This is a genomic window from Pseudoalteromonas sp. SWYJZ19 (assembly GCF_015864375.1).
Classification (GTDB): domain Bacteria; phylum Pseudomonadota; class Gammaproteobacteria; order Enterobacterales; family Alteromonadaceae; genus Pseudoalteromonas; species Pseudoalteromonas arctica.
Genome location: NZ_JADYXI010000006.1, coordinates 1 through 19,147 on the forward strand (window position 1 = coordinate 1; position 19,147 = coordinate 19,147).

Annotated in this window: 18 protein-coding genes; 11 read left to right on the plus strand and 7 right to left on the minus strand. The window is 38.0% G+C overall.

The features are described from left to right. Positions 1 to 146: 146 nt before the first annotated feature. Both I6F45_RS07490 and smpB read right to left on the minus strand, forming a co-directional pair. Complete coding sequence (locus I6F45_RS07490) at positions 147 to 2,738, minus strand: TonB-dependent receptor (protein ID WP_024608153.1); 2,592 nt, start codon at positions 2,736 to 2,738, stop codon at positions 147 to 149. 746 nt (positions 2,739 to 3,484) lie between these two features. Then, on the minus strand, positions 3,485 to 3,964 hold the full coding sequence (gene smpB, locus I6F45_RS07495; RefSeq protein ID WP_010553883.1) for an SsrA-binding protein SmpB: 480 nt from the start codon (positions 3,962 to 3,964) through the stop codon (positions 3,485 to 3,487). Between the two features lie 147 nt (positions 3,965 to 4,111). On the opposite strand from smpB, the gene I6F45_RS07500 reads away from it, so the two are divergent. Together I6F45_RS07500 and I6F45_RS07505 are read left to right on the plus strand one after the other, a co-directional pair. After that, positions 4,112 to 4,552, plus strand: a complete 441-nt coding sequence (locus tag I6F45_RS07500) for a type II toxin-antitoxin system RatA family toxin (protein WP_007584120.1) — start codon at positions 4,112 to 4,114, stop codon at positions 4,550 to 4,552. After that, positions 4,549 to 4,872 (plus strand): RnfH family protein, encoded by a 324-nt coding sequence (locus tag I6F45_RS07505; RefSeq protein WP_007584122.1) that lies wholly within the window; start codon positions 4,549 to 4,551, stop codon positions 4,870 to 4,872. Before I6F45_RS07500 ends, I6F45_RS07505 begins: the two co-directional genes overlap by 4 nt. A 133-nt stretch (positions 4,873 to 5,005) precedes the next feature. Here the strand turns inward: I6F45_RS07505 and I6F45_RS07510 are convergent, their stop codons facing one another. Further along, the gene (locus I6F45_RS07510) at positions 5,006 to 5,365 is read right to left on the minus strand and encodes an outer membrane protein assembly factor BamE (protein WP_004335706.1); all 360 of its coding nucleotides are present in this window, start codon (positions 5,363 to 5,365) and stop codon (positions 5,006 to 5,008) included. A 107-nt stretch (positions 5,366 to 5,472) separates the two neighbouring features. Here I6F45_RS07510 and I6F45_RS07515 point away from each other — a divergent pair, with 107 nt between their 5' ends. Continuing rightward, positions 5,473 to 5,802: a GIY-YIG nuclease family protein gene (locus I6F45_RS07515; protein ID WP_197160112.1), complete on the plus strand. Its 330-nt coding sequence runs from the start codon at positions 5,473 to 5,475 to the stop codon at positions 5,800 to 5,802. Positions 5,803 to 5,890: 88 nt separating this feature from the next. Here I6F45_RS07515 and I6F45_RS07520 read toward each other — a convergent pair whose 3' ends face one another. Together I6F45_RS07520 and ilvC are read right to left on the minus strand one after the other, a co-directional pair. Then, entirely contained in the window at positions 5,891 to 7,810 is a 1,920-nt protein-coding gene (locus tag I6F45_RS07520) for a methyl-accepting chemotaxis protein (protein ID WP_165740782.1), read from the minus strand. Between the two features lie 192 nt (positions 7,811 to 8,002). Then, positions 8,003 to 9,475 (minus strand): ketol-acid reductoisomerase, encoded by a 1,473-nt coding sequence (gene ilvC / locus I6F45_RS07525; RefSeq protein ID WP_024589917.1) that lies wholly within the window; start codon positions 9,473 to 9,475, stop codon positions 8,003 to 8,005. 138 nt (positions 9,476 to 9,613) lie between these two features. On the opposite strand from ilvC, the gene ilvY reads away from it, so the two are divergent. From ilvY to I6F45_RS07555, 6 genes are all read left to right on the plus strand, one after another. Continuing rightward, complete coding sequence (gene ilvY / locus I6F45_RS07530) at positions 9,614 to 10,519, plus strand: HTH-type transcriptional activator IlvY (protein WP_165728716.1); 906 nt, start codon at positions 9,614 to 9,616, stop codon at positions 10,517 to 10,519. A 116-nt stretch (positions 10,520 to 10,635) separates the two neighbouring features. Continuing rightward, positions 10,636 to 11,682 (plus strand): GGDEF domain-containing protein, encoded by a 1,047-nt coding sequence (locus I6F45_RS07535; protein WP_197160114.1) that lies wholly within the window; start codon positions 10,636 to 10,638, stop codon positions 11,680 to 11,682. Between the two features lie 447 nt (positions 11,683 to 12,129). Continuing rightward, on the plus strand, positions 12,130 to 12,942 hold the full coding sequence (locus tag I6F45_RS07540; protein ID WP_165728717.1) for a MipA/OmpV family protein: 813 nt from the start codon (positions 12,130 to 12,132) through the stop codon (positions 12,940 to 12,942). A gap of 1 nt (position 12,943) precedes the next feature. Then, a complete protein-coding gene (locus I6F45_RS07545) occupies positions 12,944 to 13,324 on the plus strand; it encodes a DUF3019 domain-containing protein (RefSeq protein ID WP_197116694.1) in 381 nt (126 codons plus the stop codon). A gap of 14 nt (positions 13,325 to 13,338) precedes the next feature. After that, entirely contained in the window at positions 13,339 to 14,031 is a 693-nt protein-coding gene (locus I6F45_RS07550; RefSeq protein WP_007584133.1) for a response regulator, read from the plus strand. A gap of 25 nt (positions 14,032 to 14,056) precedes the next feature. Next, positions 14,057 to 15,304 carry an ATP-binding protein gene (locus I6F45_RS07555; protein ID WP_165740783.1) on the plus strand — a complete coding sequence of 416 codons (1,248 nt, stop codon included), beginning with the start codon at positions 14,057 to 14,059 and terminating at the stop codon, positions 15,302 to 15,304. Positions 15,305 to 15,392: 88 nt separating this feature from the next. Here the strand turns inward: I6F45_RS07555 and I6F45_RS07560 are convergent, their stop codons facing one another. Continuing rightward, entirely contained in the window at positions 15,393 to 15,617 is a 225-nt protein-coding gene (locus I6F45_RS07560; protein WP_007586607.1) for a DUF3820 family protein, read from the minus strand. Between the two features lie 350 nt (positions 15,618 to 15,967). Continuing rightward, positions 15,968 to 17,542, minus strand: a complete 1,575-nt coding sequence (locus tag I6F45_RS07565) for a cation:proton antiporter family protein (protein ID WP_007586608.1) — start codon at positions 17,540 to 17,542, stop codon at positions 15,968 to 15,970. A gap of 265 nt (positions 17,543 to 17,807) precedes the next feature. Between I6F45_RS07565 and I6F45_RS07570 the strand changes: the two genes are divergently transcribed. After that, a complete protein-coding gene (locus tag I6F45_RS07570; RefSeq protein ID WP_007586609.1) occupies positions 17,808 to 18,551 on the plus strand; it encodes a sporulation protein in 744 nt (247 codons plus the stop codon). 74 nt (positions 18,552 to 18,625) lie between these two features. Further along, a complete protein-coding gene (locus tag I6F45_RS07575; RefSeq protein ID WP_165728719.1) occupies positions 18,626 to 19,075 on the plus strand; it encodes a GNAT family N-acetyltransferase in 450 nt (149 codons plus the stop codon). Positions 19,076 to 19,147 lie beyond the last annotated feature (72 nt).

Genomic DNA, 19,147 nt, shown 5'->3' on the forward strand with positions numbered 1-19,147 from the left:
CAAGTAACCAATGACTAAGCATAAAAATACCCTCATAATCAAAAGATGATAAGGGTATTGTGAAGCAACCAAAAGATCGGTCAACCGATCAAAAATACCTTAACTGATCGGTGTTAGCCAATTGGCGGTTTTTTTGTGTCTTTTATTTAGAAAGAAAAGCTTACTTTAGTGTACAAGTAGCGGCCACGAGGATTATGCACAGCTGATGCATAACCGTATAAATCGCCATCGCCATCACCAATTGCAAATGGTGGCTCTTCATCAAATAAGTTATTAACACCTAAAGATATTTTAGCTGATTCAGTAATACGGTACGACGTTTGTAAATCAACAAGCGTTTGCGAGTCAATCATACGTGAAGTATTGCTATCAAAGTCTAAATTGCCATCAAAGTCGATATCAGGCGTATCTTCAAATTCGCCTACATAACTGATATTTACATTGGTGTTAAACTCACCAATTTCCCAGTTGGTTGAGAAAATAAAGCGATGCTCTGGGTAGCCATATTCACCCGTGTAATCACGACCATCTTTTTCAAACTTATCTTGATATGCCCACTCTAAATTAAATTTAAGTAAACCTAAGTCATCAAGAGAGTGGTTATAGTTTGCTGAAACATCAACACCAGACACTTCTTGCGATGATAAATTTTTAAATGTGCTGTGTATTTTTTGTATTGTGCCTAAGCTTGCTCCGCCTGTAGGAGCTAAACGAACACATACGGTACTATTTTGGTTACCACATTCTGCAGCATAAATAGGACCAAATTCTTCTTCATCGATTTTATTATCTTGAGTAATGCTCCATACATCAACACTTAAACCAAACTCAGCTGTTGGTGCCCAGATAACGCCCACGTTCCATGATTCTGACTCTTCTGCTTGTAAATCAGGGTTACCAGAGAACTCAATGTTGTAATCAAGTGCTTGGCAATCTAATCCTGTTTGTTCACAGCGCTGTGTATCAACAAAAAATTGGCTTTTTTGTGATGGACCTAAGCCTATTTGCGCTAACGAAGGCGCTCTAAAGCCTTGCGCCCAAGAACCACGAACCGTTACTTCATCAGTCGGTGCCCAGCGCAGAGCTATTTTTGGATTTGTTGTTGTACCAAAGTCGCTATAATCATCGTAACGACCGGCTAATTGTAGTTCGAGGTTTTCAGCAAGTGGGATTGAGAACTCAACATATGCAGCGTATTGTTCACGATCAGCAGAAGCTGATACTGATTCAGTACCAAATATTAAGCCACGTTGAAATTGATCATCAGGGATATCATTTACATCTTCTTCACGGTACTCAATACCGGCGGCCATCATTACAGCTTCGCCACCAAAACTAAACGCTTCACCTGTAATGTTAGCGTCAAAAGAGGTCATATGAGACTCACCGCGACGCACTAAGCTAGTTGTGATTCTGTCAATTACAGCTGGGTCGTTATATGTGCCACCGAATGGATTATAGTTACCGGCATCAATTTCTTGTTGTAAGAAATCGGTGCGTACCCAGCCTTGTGTACGATCGCCTGTTTGTAGTGATTTACTGCGACCTTTTTGTACCGCTGTCTCCCAGCTCCAATCGTTTATTTCGCCTTTTAACCCTGCAACAAAGCGTAAGGTGTCTGACTCAATGTCCCATTGGCGAGCGCCTGCATCTACTGTACGGTAACGACCAATTTGAATGTCTTCACCAAATGGATTGTTTGGGTGATTAGCGGGTACCGTAAGGCCTGCATCTTCATCAAGTGGTGTTGGTGCACCTGCAGCGACAGAGCTGTTATGCTGAACAGCCATTTCTAAAAAGCCAGTAATGCCGTTATCAAAGCGGTATTCAAATTGTGAAATAGCGCCTACACGCTCAGATGCTGGGGCAACATATCCATATGGGCCGTAATCAAATAAACAGCTACCACTTGAAGTTGCATTTTCAGCAGGACAGGCAGGGTCGATTGTTTTAACGCCATCCACATAAAAGTAGCCTGGGAAACCACGAGATGAACGGAAATCTTCACCACCATAAGGTGCTTGGTTTGCAGTGCCAAGGCTGCCCATTTCATCAGAAGAAAGAGATGTGTTTTTAAAGTAATCGATAATAACAGATGCACTACTTTTTTCGCTTGTTGTACCCCAAACTAGGCTTGCTGTTGTTTCTTCATAATTTGGACCATCCGTACCGCCATAGCCTAGGTTAATCTCAACACCATCAATATCTTTCTTTAAGATAACGTTAACTACACCCGCTACTGCATCTGAGCCATAGATAGCTGAAGCGCCATCTTTTAGTATGTCGATACGCTCAATAGCAGAAACAGGAATACTGTTAATATCTACAAATGAGTTGGTGATACCTTCAGCAAAGGCACTAATTGATACACGGCGACCATTAATTAATACCAGTGTTGCATCGGCTCCTAAGCCACGTAAGCTTACTGCAGCTGAACCGTTAGCGGTTGAATCTTGGTTGTTACCACGAGTAGAGAAAGTACCGCTACCTGCTACAGGCATTCTTTCTAGAAGTTGCTGTAAATTATCGTAACCCATGTTTTCGATTTCAGCTCTACCGATTGATTGTACCGGAGAAGGCCCTTCAATATCAGTTCGCTTAATACGAGAACCAGTAACCTGAATTCGCTCTACTTTTTTAGCTTCTTCTGCTGCGTAGGCTGTTGTTGTAAAACCTGCTGATAATGCGAGTGTTGCGCCCACAATAATGCTTGGTGTAAATGCAGTTGATTGCTTCATCCTTAAGTCCTTGTCGATATATTGTAAAATTATTTGCTTAACAAGCGCGGGTGTTAATATCATGTAACTTAAGTGTTAGCAATTAGCTTAATTTGTGATTTAAGTATTAGTTTCAATGCTTTTTTGTGGGTTTTATGACCTTATTTATACTTTGTTTTCTAGGTGAAACTAAGCGTGAATAGGACATAGGGTTAATAATTGTCATATAGCTACATGAAGCCATGTGTGGAATAGCTAATGATAGAAATAATTTGTAATAATTTATTTCTATAAATTAAAACTTATGTTTGTTTTTATACTTTTAATTTATTCAATTATGTAATACCAATTCGCAGTAATACTTAATCAATTTGAGGGGTTAAAATTGATGCTAAAGGCATTGAAATTTTCTGATTTACGACTGCTAGATACAGGAGGTGGGGTAATGCAGGAGTAATTGCTGATAATGGCTAAGTAATACCAACCTGCATAAATCTTTGATCAATTTAACGAATTAAATTGCACTATAACGTCGTTAAAAATTTTTTATTTAGAACAACTAGATATAAAAATTTTTGCCTAGTTCTAGCGTAATTTTCTTAACGTTAAATAGACCCCATATATAAGCAGATTGGTATAACAAGTTTTGTCTTGTTATCGATACGATTTTCTTATTTCAAAGTAGATTATTTAATTAAGAGAATTGGTATTATTTGAGCTTTTATATAGGTGAAATTAAAAACGCCTAATAAATTAGGCGTTTTTAATTATGCTTTATGCTTCATTAAGCGTTCTTTTTCACGCGACCAGTCTTTATCTTTACCGTCTTCGCGTTTGTCGTGTAATTTCTTACCTTTTGCCAAATGAAACTCAAGTTTTACCCAGCATTTTTTCCAGTACATCGCTGTAGCTATTAAAGAATAGCCATCGCGCTCTGTTGCACCGAATAAACGGTCAAGTTCGCGTCTGCTTAATAGCAATTTACGATAACGTAGCGGGTCGCAAATTACATGGGTCGATGCACTTATAAGTGGCTGAATTTGACTGCCAAGTAAAAATGCTTCGCCATTTTTAAGATGAATATAAGTTTCTGTGATATTTACTTTACCAGCTCGGATACTTTTAACTTCCCAGCCTTGTAGTTCAACACCCGCTTCAAACTTATCGTGTAAAAAATACTCATGTCGCGCTTTTTTGTTTAGCGCGATGGTATTACTTGTCGATTTTGATGAATTTTTCTTAGCCATAGTGCCCTATAATATACGTAATGTGAGATGTTTTACATCGATTTTTTTAATAATGCTTTTAAAAATTTAGCTTTAATTTAAGCAGCATGAAAATTTGGGGAAACGCGCAAAGCTTGCTAAAATTCGCCCACACAGTTGGGAGTGAGTATGCCACAAATAGAAAAAAGTGCGCTGGTTATGTACAGCACTAAAGAGATGTTTGATCTAGTTAATGATGTAGAAGCTTATTCACAGTTTTTACCAAATTGCTCAGACTCAAAAATTGTTTCACAGCACGATAATAACATGACCGCGAGTTTAGAAATATCTAAGGCGGGTATAAAAAAGTGGTTTACCACCGAAAACACCTTTGTTGATGAGCAAACCGTGTTACTGCGCCTTGTTGATGGTCCGTTTAAGACCTTAAAAGGGCGCTGGCATTTTCAAGAGCTTGACGCCAAAGCATGTAAGGTTCATTTGCACCTAGAGTTTGAATTTTCAAGTAAGTTAATAGAGCTTGCCTTTGGAAAGATTTTTAACGATGTAGCAAAAAATATGGTGAGTGCATTTACTCAACGTGCAAAACAGGTTTATGGAGCGCGAGTATGATTAATGTTGAAGTGGTCTTTGCATTACCGACCACGGCCACGTGTTTATCAATTGAAGTGCCACAAGGGACTACAGTCGAGCAAGCTGTTATTCAGTCAGGTATTATAGAAAAGTGCCCAGAAATAGATGCCACATCGCTAACGTTAGGTGTGTGGAATCGAACTGTAAAAGCTAACTATGAATTAAAAGACGGTGACCGTATAGAAATATACCGTCCACTAATTGCAGATCCTAAAGATGCCCGCAGAAAACGTGCAGAAAAAGCAAAAGAAGAGGGGCGTGCAAATAAAATAACGGGTGGTCGCCCACTCGAGAAGTAATACCAATCGGCATAAACTTCGAACAATTTAACAGATTAAATCACACGCTAACGTCTTTTAAAATGGTAAAAGCTTTTTAAGTAAACCAATAAAAAAGGTGAGCCATGCTCACCTTTTTTACTACCTGAGACGTTTATTGTTCTAGCGGTGTAGTAAAGTTTTCAGGTTGGTCATAATCACCTGAGATTGAAACTAACTTTTCATTTTCAAAGTTAATTACTAACTCTTTATTTTGTTCGTTTTTACGGCCTTTATTAAAGCTGTAAATATAGCGCCAAGTATTGTTATCAAAGGCGTCCTCGGCAATAGGTCTACCTAATACATAAACAACTTGCTCTCGGGTCATATTTACACGAAGTTTTTCAACATCCGATTGCTCTAAAAAGTTACCTTGTGGAATGTTAATTCGGTATACCCAGCTAGAGCAACCTGCTGCTGAGCTAAGTGTTAAAGCGACGATAAGCCAAAGAGAAAAAGTTTTTAACGACTGCATTGTTAGTTGTGATCCTTATTTTTTATAATCTGCATGATACCGATTAGTCACTGAAGGTAAAACCCTTTTAAGCAATTGTTTTATGTTAAGGGCGTTAAGGTAATGTTTTGACCACTGATAATGAAAAAAGTTTACAGCATATTGAAACGAATATTTTAAAAACTGAGTCTACTTGGTTTTTATATATAGTTGAAACACGATTTGGTCATTGGTACACAGGGATCACGACTAATGTTGAAAAACGCTTTGCAACTCATCAAGCTGGTAAAGGGGCTAAAAACCTTAGAGGAAAAGGGCCTCTTTTACTTATCCATCAACAACAAGTAGGTAATAAAAGTGAAGCAAGTAAGCTTGAGTATCAATTAAAAAAGCTCCCTAGAGCTAAAAAGGAAGCGTACGTTTTAGCATTTAATACTGGCGATGGCAAAAGTACTTAGTTTGTGTAAATTAAGCATATTCGTTATGAGCAAAAACTATCTTCGAATATAGCTTATGCTCATAGCTGGCGTGTAATATCAGAGCTGCTTAGCGATGCTGTTCAAAGGTAGCTACAAGCGCATCAAGTGTTTGTGCACTGTTGGCTAAGTCGCGAATCGCTTGCTCTGTATTGATTTGTTCGCTCATTGCTTTATCGCTAATTTCGCTAATTTGCTCAATATTACGACTTACATCGGCAACCACATTACTTTGCTGCTCAGTTGCAGTCGCTATAAGCGTAGCCATATCGTTTATTTGATTTGCTGTTTCGGTTATCGTATCAAGTAATTCAACAGAGCTTTGCATTGCACCAACGCTTTGCTGAGCTTTATCTTTCGATTGGCTAATATCATTAACTACATCATCAGATATTTTTGTAAGCTCTTCAATCATAGATTGAATTTCGGTGGTTGATTGCGATGTACGGTTTGCCAGTGCACGTACTTCATCAGCAACAACAGCAAAGCCGCGTCCGTGTTCACCTGCGCGAGCAGATTCAATTGCAGCATTTAAAGCAAGTAGATTAGTTTGATCCGATATGCCTCTAATTGAGTCAACAATACTTGCAATATCAACCGTTTTTTTAGAAAGCAAAGTAACTTGCTCTGTTATGCCATCAATATCGCTGGCAAGGGCTGATATAGTTACTTGGCTTTGGAGTACTTGTTTATGGCTTTGAATAGTATTTTCGCGGCTGTTATCGGTTAACTTAGCTGTATTTGCTGCGCTTTGCGCTATTTCTTGTACTGTAGCGCCCATTTCGTTGATTGCTGCTGCGACAGATATTGTTTGTTCTTTTTGGTTGTCTATTGCTTGGGAGTTCCGTTTTGCTTGTTCAAATACATGATCAGAGCTTTTTCTAATATCGTGACTTTCGCTCGCAACTTGAGTAATCGCTGTTTCTATTTTATTTATAAACTGGTTAAAGCCGTTACTTAGATTGTTAAGCTCTGGTTGGCTCGATTCTGGTAAGCGGTATGCTAAATTTGCATCGCCAGAGCCTAAGCGTGAAAATAACTCAGCCATTTTAGAAAGTGGAGATGAAAGTGAGCGAGCAAGCAAATAACTGATTAAACTCGCAACCAATGCTGTAATTACCGTAAAAGTAAATATTTGCCATTGCAGGGTGTTTACGCTTGCGAAAACTTCACTTTTTGGCACTTGGGCTACAACATATAAATCGGTGTTTTTAATAGGCATAGCAGCTACAAGTGTCGGTTCGCCATTTAAATTAATTTCTTCTAGTGCAAAGCCATTACTATTAAATAGTTGGCTGTGAATATTTGCAGTATATAAATCATCAATGTTTGCTTTAGCTACTTTACTTGCATCTTTATGAAGCTGAATCAATCCACTTTTATCTGCAATGAATACAAAGCCTGTTTGCTCAATTTTAAATTGCTGTAATAGCTTTTGCATATCAGTGATGCTTTTTGCAAGACCTGCTAAACCAGTCCCATTAGCTTGCTGATGATTTACAAACATTTTCACATCATTGGCTGACTCTTGATAAATACTGATAGAGTAAGGTTGTTTTGATTGCTTAAAAGCAAAGAACCAGCCATCGGCTGCATCGTTTTTTAACACACGCAAAAACCCATTCTGGTTCCAGTACTGTGCAGTGTCTCTATTTGCCCAAGATGCTGTGGCTAAATCGTATTGCTGGGCAACGCGATTTAATTCTTTTAATAGTAATGTATCGTCTTGGTTGTTTGATTGAGCCCATTGTAAAATAAATTCGTTTGATGATAGTTGCTGAGCAGCACCGAGTAACTCGTTGATTTCACCGCCTATGTGATTGCTGATTGTTTGCAGTTTACTAGGGAGCTCTGACTCAATCATACGTCGCTCAATAATATCCTCTGAGCTGTGTAGGGAAGTCAAACCAATCAGTGCGGCTACGCATATAGCAATAACACTGCCTAAAGCTGTGATTTTTTGAGTGATCGAAAGATTTTGTATCGTCATGATATTAATTAATTTTACAACTAAATAGAAAAACATATTAGCACATTATTTATTTGGAACTAAATATTGGCTAAGCAGAATAGGCAAAGATATACCAGATTGATTAAAGTTTTATTAACAGGCATAAAAAAGCCCACATGCAAAAAGCATACGGGCTTGGTTTCTAACAAGCGAAACATTTATTGTTTAGGGTTAAACAATCTTTTTCATTGCTGACATGTAGCCACGTAATTTAGCACCTACTTTTTCAACTGGGTGTTCGCGCAATGCAGCGTTAATTTGAATTAATGTTTGGTTATCAACTTGGTTACTGTGCTCGCCAAGGCCTTTACCGATAATGTCTGTATCAACGTTTTTCATAAAATCAGCAAGTAATGGTAAACATGCATGGTTATATAAATAACAGCCGTATTCTGCAGTATCAGAGATAGTACGGTTCATTTCAAAAAGCTTTTTACGCGCAATAGTATTGGCGATTAATGGCGTTTCGTGTAATGACTCGTAGTAGGCCGACTCTTCAATAATGCCGGCTGCTGTCATGGTTTCAAATGCAAGTTCAACACCTGCTTTAACCATTGCTACCATTAAAATACCGTTATCAAAAAATTCTTGTTCAGAGATTTCTACATCGCCAGCAGGGGTCTTTTCAAAGTTAGTTTCTGCTGTTTCTGCGCGCCATTTAAGTAAGTTTACGTCATCGTTATTCCAGTCTTCCATCATAGTGCGTGAGAAAGTGCCGTCGATGATGTCATCTTGATGCTTATTATAAAGCGGGCGCATAATTAGTTTTAGCTCTTCACTTAGTTCAAACGCTTTTACTTTTGCTGGGTTTGAAAGGCGGTCAAGCATGTTAGTAACGCCGCCGTACTTAAGTGCTTCGGTAATTACTTCCCAGCCGTATTGAATTAGTTTTGATGCATAACCCGCATCAACGCCTTTTTCTACCATTTTATCAAAACATAAAATAGAGCCAGTTTGTAACATGCCACATAAAATGGTTTGCTCGCCCATTAGGTCAGACTTAACCTCAGCAATAAATGATGATTTAAGTACACCTGCGCGATGTCCGCCAGTACCCGCTGCATACGCTTTAGCTTGTGCTAAACCAAGGCCTTGAGGGTCATTTTCTGGGTGAACTGCGATCAGAGTTGGCACACCAAAACCGCGTTTGTATTCTTCACGTACTTCAGAACCAGGACACTTAGGTGCAACCATGATTACAGTAATGTCTTCACGTACTTGCATGCCTTCTTCAACGATATTAAAACCATGAGAGTAAGCAAGTGTAGAGTCTTTTTTCATAAGTGGCATAATTGCACTTACTACAGCGGTATGTTGTTTGTCTGGTGTTAAGTTAAGTACTACGTCAGCGGTAGGAATTAATTCTTCATAAGTACCAACAGTAAAGCCGTTTTCAGACGCATTTAAAAATGATTGGCGACGCTCAGAAATAGCTGAAGCACGTAATGTGTAAGAAACATCTAAACCAGAGTCACGTAAGTTTAAGCCTTGGTTTAAACCTTGTGCGCCACAGCCTACAATAACTAGTTTTTTACCTTTAAGTGCGTCAACGCCATCGGCAAATTCGCCTGCGTCCATAAATTCACATTGCGCTAATTGCGCTAATTGCTCGCGTAAAGGTAAGGTATTGAAATAATTCGCCATTGTTAGTGTCCTATAAAGTCATGTTTGTTAGATGCGCAAGGTTTATTGCGCTTACAAACACCATATGTAAAATCGTTGCTTGCGTAAAATGATATATTTGAATTAAAGTGTTTCATAATATGAAATACTGGGTTTGGCATGGATCATAAACATTTAAACTACTTTTTAGCACTGGCTAAAACACTTCATTTTGGACGCGCAAGCGAGCTTTGTCATATAAGCGCACCCACTTTGAGCCGCAATATAAAACACTTGGAAGAAGAGGTAGGTGTTGCATTATTTGTACGCGATAACCGCAGTGTTAAATTAACGCGTGAGGGTGAGTCGTTTATTGATTACGCCACAGCAACGCTTGCTAATTGGCAGCGTTTTAAAACGAATGTGAAAGACCCACAACAACATATTTACGGCAAAGTAAGTATTTATTGCTCGGTTACTGCATCTTATAGTTTTTTACATCAAATATTAGAGCAACTTCGTGCGCAGCATCAGTATATAGAAATAACATTAAATACAGGCGACCCTGCACTTGCTATAAACCGTGTGTTAGATGGGCATGAATTAATGGCTATTGCAGCTAAGCCAAATAAGTTACCGGCGCAAATTGCTTTTGTAGATATAGGGCATTCTCCACTTTTATTAATTGGACCAAAAATTCAATGTCCGATCACAGAAAAATTAACACACAATAGTGATGGCATTAATTGGTCTGATTTAGAATTTATTGTGCCAGAACAAGGTTTTTCTCGCCAAAGGTTAGAACACTGGTGGCGCAAAAATAATATTCACGGGAAAATTTACGCACAAGTTGCTGGGCACGAAGCAATGGTATCTATGGTGAGCTTAGGATTAGGTGTCGCAATGGTCCCTAAAATAGTGCTAGATAACAGCCCGCTGCAAGATAAAGTACAAATACTAACACCAAAAATGCAAGCGCCTGATGGGTTTGATATTGGTTTGGCAGTATTAAGGAAAGAGTTAAATGACCCTGCAATCAGTGCTTTGTGGAATATTGCGCAAACTTTAGATGCAAAAGCGATTTAATGCGCGCAGAGAATAAGCAAGTTAGTTAAATAGTATGAATATAGGTTGCGTATAAGTTTACTATTACTTAACATTGAGCGCTAATAATAAAAACAATGACGCTTGAGAGTTTATTTATGAACCACGCCGTATCACTTGCTCATTCTGCTCAATGCCTAAAAAAGGCGATTCCTTTGATGGTAAAATACCGAATGCCGGTTACACCCATCAACTATGCAATTTGGTACTGTTATATTCAAGGAAACAAACCTTCATTAAATGCTGAGTTAGACCATGTTATTGCTCTGCAACAAACATGTTCACAAGACAAAGCAAAAGAAATTTTTGATAAATATTTAACGCAAGACGATCTCGTTTTTTTTCAAGAAATGACTGAAAAATTTCATACAACTATGGAGCAAGTTCAGCAAGATATAAGCACAACGCTTGATCACTCTAAAAGCTTTACGACGAGTTTAGTCGACTCACAAAATGAATTAAATATGCTTGTTGATGTAAACTCTTACAATGAGATACTAGGTTGTGTTGAGCGTTTAACCGACGATTCTATTGCAATGCAAGATTATGCTCGGGAGTTTCAGACTAAATTAGCCGTTGCCTACAATGAAATAAAAGATTTAAAAGAAGCACTCAATATTTCAAAGGAAGCAGCCGATACCGACACGCTTACGGGTTTTTATAATCGAGGTAAGTTTGATTCTGATATTGTAAACTTTTGCCTCGAATACTCAGAGCAAGCGCAAGAAGACTCTCTTGCCGTACTCATTATGTTTGATATTGATCATTTTAAGCGCTTTAACGATGATTTTGGCCATCAAAAGGGTGATGAAGTCCTTAGGCTAGTTGCTAAAAAAGTGAGAGAAAATACAACTGAAGCTGCAAATGTGTATAGATATGGTGGCGAGGAGTTTTGCATAACAGCCTACTTTGACACTATTAACGATATAATAGCATTTGCAGATTGTATTCGTTTAGCAATAGCAAAATTGGCGATTCGTAAAAAGCATGATGTAACTGCAAAACGTGCTATTTCAGCAAGTTTTGGCTTAGCAATTTTACGGCCATTTACAAATAGTTCTGTTTTAGTTGAGCGTGCAGATAGAGCCTTATACATTGCCAAAACACATGGACGAAATCGTATAGAAATAGCCCCTGATATTTAATAAGTGCCAGAGGTTTCTGATTTATTTGGGTTAAAGCCGCTCAATTTAGGGCGATTTAATCCAACTTCAGTTTTGGTAAACAAGCAGGTAAAACCCAATAGAGCTTTAGCGAGTTAGCTCTTAGTAATTTTTTATTTGAATAATTGCATTTGCTACGTAGTGCCTCATTTTCAAAGGATCTTAAAGTACTATTAGTCAAAAATTACACAAGCAACTCAAAATATAGTCCTTAGACACAACTACCTTGAAAGATAAATAGTCCGAAAAGCATAAAGTTAACATTTTTGTATACAAATTGTGAATAATTGTAACCAGCTAGAGCTAGTTTAAAAAGACCTTGCTAGTATGGGGAACTCACTTATTTTGATACTTTGATTTACGCTGATGCGGTATGCCTTCTCATTATTAACAGCTCTATGTTTTAGCACTTTGTTTGTTTGCCTTTCGGTGCAAGCAACACAGGCAAGCAAGCATGCTGATGATTATACAGAGCAAGATATAACAACCGATCGTCTGCATTTGAGTTTAAGCGTGGGGGCTGGAGTTATAACCAACCCTTTGCATGGTGGAGATAATATTCCGCTCGTGCTTATTCCTCAAGTTGCGTTTTATGCAGAGCAATGGTTTTTTGATAATGGCCGTCTTGGTTATTCATTTTTGCAAACCCCTAAGCATCACTTTAATCTAGTTGGTGAACTCAACTCTGAGTCTCGCTTTTTTATAGACTGGCACCCTAAAAATGTATTTACACTACAAAGTAGTGCCCTCAACAATCAGTTCGTAATGCAAGATGAAGCCTCGTCCTCTCGCTATGTTAATATTGATAATTTACATAAACGGCAAATTGCACTGGATGCGGGTATTGCATATCACTATGTAAATGAAGACCATGTTTTTTCGGTTCAGGCTCTGCATGATATAACCGATGTTTATCGAGGTGTACGCGCAGCATTACAGTGGCAGTATCATACTGTGATAGGAAAGCTCAAAATAAAGCCAACACTTGGAATAAACTATAAATCTGCGGAACTAAATAGCTATTTTTATGGACTTAATGAGGGTGAAACTCAATTTGGCAAAATAGACGTTGGTAGTAGTTGGCAACCTTATGCTAAAATCGACGCCCGTTGGCCACTGAGTAAGGCTGACTCTCTTCGTTTTCATGTAGCATATTACGACTATTCGGCTATGGATGGCAGTCCGCTCTTCGAACGTACTTATTCAATGACTGCATTTATAGGATTCGATCGTACTTTTTAATATGAAGTATTTAATATTAGTTGTCTTTATTACCACTTTTTTTAGTGGTTTTAGTGTGGCACAAACCCCTTTTTTTAGCGTTTCTCCAAAAGTCTGCGTTGTCTCTGAACAGCAGGGTTTTTGCGATCTTGATTTACAATTTAAATGGCAATTAAACGCCTACAGTGATGTCTGTTTGTATCAGCAAGAGCAACGGCTTCAATGCTGGGAGCAACAACTTTCTGGGCAATTTAATTATAAAGCGCGTGTTCAGGTGGAGACCATATACTCCTTAATCAATCCTCATACGGGTGTGTTAATAGCAAAAACACAGGTTGAAGTACAAAGCGCCCATGCTAAAAAAAATAGGCGTAGGCTTCGCTCTCCGTGGAGCTTTTTTTAATTTAGGAGCAACTAATGCCAAAAATTTTACTTGTTGAAGATGATCTCGGTTTACAACAACTAACAAAAGATTACCTTGAACATAATGGCCTTGAAGTCGAAGTATTAGACCGTGGTGACGAAGTGTTTAATTACTTAGAAAACAATACACCCGATTTAATGATTTTAGACGTTATGCTGCCAGGTAAAGATGGCTTTAGCGTTTGCCGCCAAGTAAGAGATAAATTTACTCTACCAATTTTAATGTTGACTGCTAAAGGTGAAGATTTCGACCAAGTACTTGGCTTAGAGCTTGGCGCTGATGATTATGTAATAAAACCAGCAGAGCCACGTGTATTACTAGCGCGAATTAATGCATTACTGCGTCGTGGACAACCCATGGTAAAATCAAGCGAAGAGCTCCAGTTTGGTGATTTAGTCATTGATAAAACAAGTCGTATTGTAAAACTAAGTGATTCGGAGATTGTATTAACTTCGCACGAGTTTGAGTTACTATGGCTATTAGCGTCAAATGCGGGTGAAGTACTAAGTCGAGAACATGTGCACCAGCATATGATTGGCCGCCAATACGATGGACTTGATAGAACTGTGGATGTACGCGTATCACGAATTCGTAAAAAATTAGGCGACAACAGCGATAAGCCATATCGTATAAAAACTGTATGGGGACAAGGCTACTTATTTGTTTCTGATGCATGGGATCTTTAGAACTATTTAAGGTTAGTCGGCTTTAATGGGAAAACTGTTTACCAGCTTATATTTATATATCATCGTTTCTTTGTTTGTAGTAAGCGGTGTTATAGAGCAATTGTGGCCTTACGAAGAGTCGCAACAACAGGTCTTCTTAGATGATGAGTTTGGGCAATCACTCTGGTTGCTCTCACAAACTCCAAATGGTCTTAAAAAATTAAAGCACAACTTTGAAAGTAAAGTGATTGAACGACGTGATTTAATACTCCCTCAAAAACAACAATCGCAGCTCAACCAAAACCACTACTTATACTTATACGATAAGCAACAACGCATTGTTTGGTATGTAGATCTCGGTAATGATTCATTACTTCAAGTAGGACCGGTAGGTGTATTAACGCAGGAATCATCTTCTGTTTGGCCGTATTTATTACTACTTATTATTGTAGGTATACCTGTTGGGCTGTGGAGCTTTTTACTATGGCGCGACTTTGCAAAGCTACGTAAAGCGTGTGAAGCGGTAGAGGGTTTGCAAGACTTTCAACTAAACGACTCTTCTAAGTCTTTCTTTTTACCTATTACTGATACATTAAAGGTAATGCAGCAACGTATTGAGTTTTTACTTAGTGCGCAGCAAGAACTTACCTCATCGGTGTCGCATGAGTTTAGAACACCACTAGCACGTTTAAAGTTTGCAATTGTAATGCTGCAAGAACAAATGCTTGACGAAAAAGGTGAGAAATACTTAACAAACATGCAAACAGACATTAGCGAGCTTGAGTCACTAGTTTCTGAAATGCTCGAATACGCGCGATTAGACTCTCAACAACCTAGTTTACAGCCAATAAACTGTGACTTAGCTGGGCTGGTAAAAACAACTGTTGAAAAGCTAAACTTTGAAGCCCGAACAACGCTCTCCGTAAACCTCCCTGAGCATTTAAGTTATTACTGTGATAGTCACTTTATGGCGCGAGTATTTCAAAATTTAATTGGCAATGCGCTCAAATACACTCATAAACAAGTTAAAATTTCATTGCTACAAGAGACAAAACACATCGTATTGATTGTTGAAGATGATGGTGAGGGGATAGCTCCCGCTGAGCGAGAAAATGTATTTAAACCTTTTACTCGACTAGATAAAAGTAGAGGCAAGGATACCGGTGGTTTTGGTTTAGGACTCGCTATAGTTGCTAAAATTGTGTCGTGGCACCAAGGAGAGTGTAAAGCAGAAAGCTCAAGCTTAGGTGGTGCTAAATTTATTGTATATTTACCCCTCAAATTAAAGACATAAAAAAAGCGCCTAGAGGCGCTTTTTTTGTGGTTAAAAACCAAAATCAACAAGTAGCAATACAATAGACCGCAAGTACTTAAAAAAGTTCTCAACTATTTTTATTTTTTTCAAGTAATGGCATTAACATTTGCTCAAGGCCATTTAGTTTTACCTCATACATCATCGCAAGTTGACTACCTAGTTTTGAGTCAGGAAACCCTTGCTGATTAAACCAGACTAAATAAGGCTCTGGCAGTAAAAGCAATGGCCGTCCTGCATATTTTCCAAACGGCATTATGGTATTAATAGCTATTTTTAGTTGTTTTGGATCCATAAAAACTACTTATGTATTTAAAGTATGCGTAAGTGTAAGGGATTTTAGAGATATAAAATAGGCTGTGACGGGCAAGAAACAGCCTATTTTGCGAGGGAGTAGGCCCTCTGATTTAATAATTTTATGTTGATTGATATAAACCTAGTTGAACTTTAATTAGCTGGGATCTAATTAAGTTATTATTAGAACATGGGTTCTTATTTAACCAACACAGTTAGTCTACCTGTTTTTCATTGTTGTGGTGAATTGGCTTGTAAAGGAATGTAAATAGAATTGCTTTTTATTTAAAAACTAATAACAAAGCCTTAACTAATTAAGGCCTTGTTATTTATAGACGTTATAAAAAGTAATTATTCGTTAAATAGCTCTTGTTTAACGTGCTCTGCAAAACCACTACCGGCTTCTAGGTAAAAGTTATAAGTAGAATGAACACCCATTTCTTCTAGTTCTTTTTGTTGATCAGGGTAGTTTGCAATAGCTGTTACTTGGCCTTTATAACCAGAGGCTTGTAGCTGCTCTAGAGCAAAGATATTTTGCATATGCTTTGGCATTGCAAGCATAACCATTTCTACTTGTGAGTGATTTACTCGTTGCCAAAAGTCAGGGTCGGTTGCATCAGCAATTAAGACGTTGCGGCCTCTGTTAACGTGCTTATCTACCACCTCAGGTTTTATATCTATACCTGCAACAACATTTGGGTGAGTCGCGTTGATAGTCTCATAAGCACCAGTACCAATACGTCCCATACCAAAAATGACTATTCTAGTATCGTTAAGGTTAACAGGTAGCTCTTCAGCTAAACGAGTTTTGCTTTCGAACTTTAATAACCAGTGCTCAATTTTGACGTACAACTCGTTTGAACGTTTATTTAATGGGGAGGCAATTATAAAGGTAATAGAAACAGCAATTGCCATTACAGCTAGCCATTCAGAGGTGATCATGCCTGTAGTTGCAGCCACTGCACATACAATTAAACCAAACTCACTGTAGTTAGATAAGCTAAAAGCAGTAAGTAATGATGTACGCGCGCGTAGTTTAAATATATTAGTGAACACATAATAAAGCGCTATTTTAACGGGTAATACTAAAATAAGTATAATAGCAACAATCAAGGAGTTAGTGGTTAGCTCTGCGCTCAAACCAATACTTAAGAAGAAGCCAACTAGCAATATGTCCTTTAAATTAAGCAGGGATTTTGATAGCTCGCCTGCCTTTTTGTGAGGGGCAAACATCATTCCTATTATTAATGCACCTAAATCGCCTTTTAGGCCTGCAAATTCAAATGCATGATAACCAGCAACTAGAGCAAAGAAAAAACCAAACAATGGTAATAGTTCACCATGTTTAGATCGGTTCAATACGCCATACATTACAGGTCGTAATAAAGGCAAAGCAATTATTAGTGCAATTGCCCATAAATTTGGGACTTTGCCGGTGCTAATAGCTAAAAAGATAACAGCAAAGATATCTTGCATTACCAATATACCAATGGCTATTTTACCGTGTAAGCTTGCCATTTCCCCGCGTTCTTCAAGCACTTTCACTGCAAATACAGTACTTGAAAAGCTAAGCGCAAACCCAACTAATAAAGCACTTTGCCAACTTAAATCAACAAATAGTGGAATAGCGAATACGCCAAGTAACAGCATAAAGCCACTAAATAACGCACTGCTAAAAATGATATGCAATGTTGCAGGTGCCCAAACTTGAGGTTTAATTAAACTGTTAACTTTAAGTTTCAAGCCAATACTAAAAAGAAGAAGGGTAACGCCAAGGGCTGCAATTGTATCGAGCAACTCTGTACTTTTATATCCCGATAAATTTAAAGCAAAGCCTGCTAATAAAAATCCAATAAGAGGAGGTAGTTTTAATTGATAAACGGCAAAACCACAAACAAACGCGGCAGCAAAATAGATTAGTTCCATAATTCTTAATATCACTTCATTTGGTGTTGCAGTGTAACGAAAAATTTATGCCATTGAAAATATAATAGACCTAAAAATGAACGCGTCTAATCAATTACTTGCCTTGCTGCGTATGAAAAATGCGCATTAAACACTTATTTAATCGTAAATAGTATGTAAATAACATTTTTTCACTGACATTAGCTTTTAAATATGGTTAAGATGCGATAACGAAGAAGTTTAAGCCAGAGCAAATAATAGAGCAGCTCAGCTTAAGGAGAGAGATATGTTTAAAAAGATTTTAGCGTCGGTAGGTATTGGTGCTGCAAAAGTAGACACTATTTTAGAAACTGAACACCTACAACCAGGTCAACTTTTTAACGCACAAATAGTTATCACAGCAGGGGATGTTAGCCAAGATATCGCTGGCTTAGATTTATTATTAATGACTCGTGTTAAAGTTGCGGGTGATGATGGCGATTATTTTACTAATCATGTAATTGAGCAATGGCGAATTACAGATATTGGTACAATTGAGCCAGGCGAAGTTAAAAACATCCCTTTTGAAGCACGTCTTCATTCTGAAACACCTATTACAGAAATTAATGCAGGTTATAATCAATCACATGTATGGCTAGAAACAGGCCTAGATATAGACTTAGCACTTGACCCAACAGATAAAGATCATTTACACATTTACCCTAATGAAGCGGTTAAAACGTGTATGCAAGCGATGGAAAAGTTAGGTTTTAGTTTAATGAAAGCTGACGTAGAAAAAGGTCACTTACGGGCTTCAACTTTTCAGTCATTATCTGGGTGTTACCAAGAACTTGAGTATAAACCTAATAGCCGCAGCTTATTTGGCATTCAGGAGATTGAATTATCGTTTGTACCAGAGGCACATAAAACACATGTGCTTATAGAGCTAGACAGAGCCTTTAAAGGCGATGGTTATGTAGATTTGACCATAGAGCACGATCATGTGAATCTATCGCAGTTGTGTGATCAGCTAGAGCGCTTATTTACTTAGTATAAGCTAACTAAGCTAGCGAGTGATTTTAATAAACCCAGCCTAAGCTGGGTTTTTTGCTTATAGGATTTAATATGCAGTTTAAATGTGAGCAGTTTGACGCTCTTGATACACAGACTCTTTTTACTATTATGCGTGGGCGGGTTGATGTGTTTGTTGTAGAGCAAAAATGTCCTTACCCTGAACTTGATGATGTAGATATTGCTTCAAATACACAGCATTTATATACATTGGATAATGAGCAACTACAAACTTATGCGCGTTGTTATGACAAAAGTGAGCAATACAGCGCAATAGGTCGCGTGCTAGTGAGTGAAGGAGCGCGTGGTAATGGGTATGCTACTTTACTTATTACTAAAGCTATAGACTGCTGCAAAGCACAATGGCCTGAGCGAGATATTTATATAGGTGCACAAACTTACTTACTTGATTTTTACCGCTCTTTTGGCTTTGAGGATTATAAAAGTGAATATTTAGAAGACGGTATACCTCATCAAGATATGATTTTAAAACTCACTAAATAAATCCAATTTAAGCAGCTATAAAAAAGCCCACTAATGTGGGCTATTTTAATTTAAGACTATTTTAAGGTTAAG

Excerpts from the sequence above, each read along its gene's own strand:
- I6F45_RS07490 (WP_024608153.1), bottom strand. The coding sequence starts at position 2,738 with ATGAAGCAATCAACTGCATTTACACCAAGCATTATTGTGGGCGCAACA.
- smpB (WP_010553883.1), bottom strand. The coding sequence starts at position 3,964 with ATGGCTAAGAAAAATTCATCAAAATCGACAAGTAATACCATCGCGCTA.
- I6F45_RS07500 (WP_007584120.1), top strand. The coding sequence starts at position 4,112 with ATGCCACAAATAGAAAAAAGTGCGCTGGTTATGTACAGCACTAAAGAG.
- I6F45_RS07505 (WP_007584122.1), top strand. The coding sequence starts at position 4,549 with ATGATTAATGTTGAAGTGGTCTTTGCATTACCGACCACGGCCACGTGT.
- I6F45_RS07510 (WP_004335706.1), bottom strand. The coding sequence starts at position 5,365 with ATGCAGTCGTTAAAAACTTTTTCTCTTTGGCTTATCGTCGCTTTAACA.
- I6F45_RS07520 (WP_165740782.1), bottom strand. The coding sequence starts at position 7,810 with ATGACGATACAAAATCTTTCGATCACTCAAAAAATCACAGCTTTAGGC.
- ilvC (WP_024589917.1), bottom strand. The coding sequence starts at position 9,475 with ATGGCGAATTATTTCAATACCTTACCTTTACGCGAGCAATTAGCGCAA.
- ilvY (WP_165728716.1), top strand. The coding sequence starts at position 9,614 with ATGGATCATAAACATTTAAACTACTTTTTAGCACTGGCTAAAACACTT.
- I6F45_RS07535 (WP_197160114.1), top strand. The coding sequence starts at position 10,636 with ATGAACCACGCCGTATCACTTGCTCATTCTGCTCAATGCCTAAAAAAG.
- I6F45_RS07545 (WP_197116694.1), top strand. The coding sequence starts at position 12,944 with ATGAAGTATTTAATATTAGTTGTCTTTATTACCACTTTTTTTAGTGGT.
- I6F45_RS07550 (WP_007584133.1), top strand. The coding sequence starts at position 13,339 with ATGCCAAAAATTTTACTTGTTGAAGATGATCTCGGTTTACAACAACTA.
- I6F45_RS07555 (WP_165740783.1), top strand. The coding sequence starts at position 14,057 with ATGGGAAAACTGTTTACCAGCTTATATTTATATATCATCGTTTCTTTG.
- I6F45_RS07560 (WP_007586607.1), bottom strand. The coding sequence starts at position 15,617 with ATGGATCCAAAACAACTAAAAATAGCTATTAATACCATAATGCCGTTT.
- I6F45_RS07565 (WP_007586608.1), bottom strand. The coding sequence starts at position 17,542 with ATGGAACTAATCTATTTTGCTGCCGCGTTTGTTTGTGGTTTTGCCGTT.
- I6F45_RS07570 (WP_007586609.1), top strand. The coding sequence starts at position 17,808 with ATGTTTAAAAAGATTTTAGCGTCGGTAGGTATTGGTGCTGCAAAAGTA.
- I6F45_RS07575 (WP_165728719.1), top strand. The coding sequence starts at position 18,626 with ATGCAGTTTAAATGTGAGCAGTTTGACGCTCTTGATACACAGACTCTT.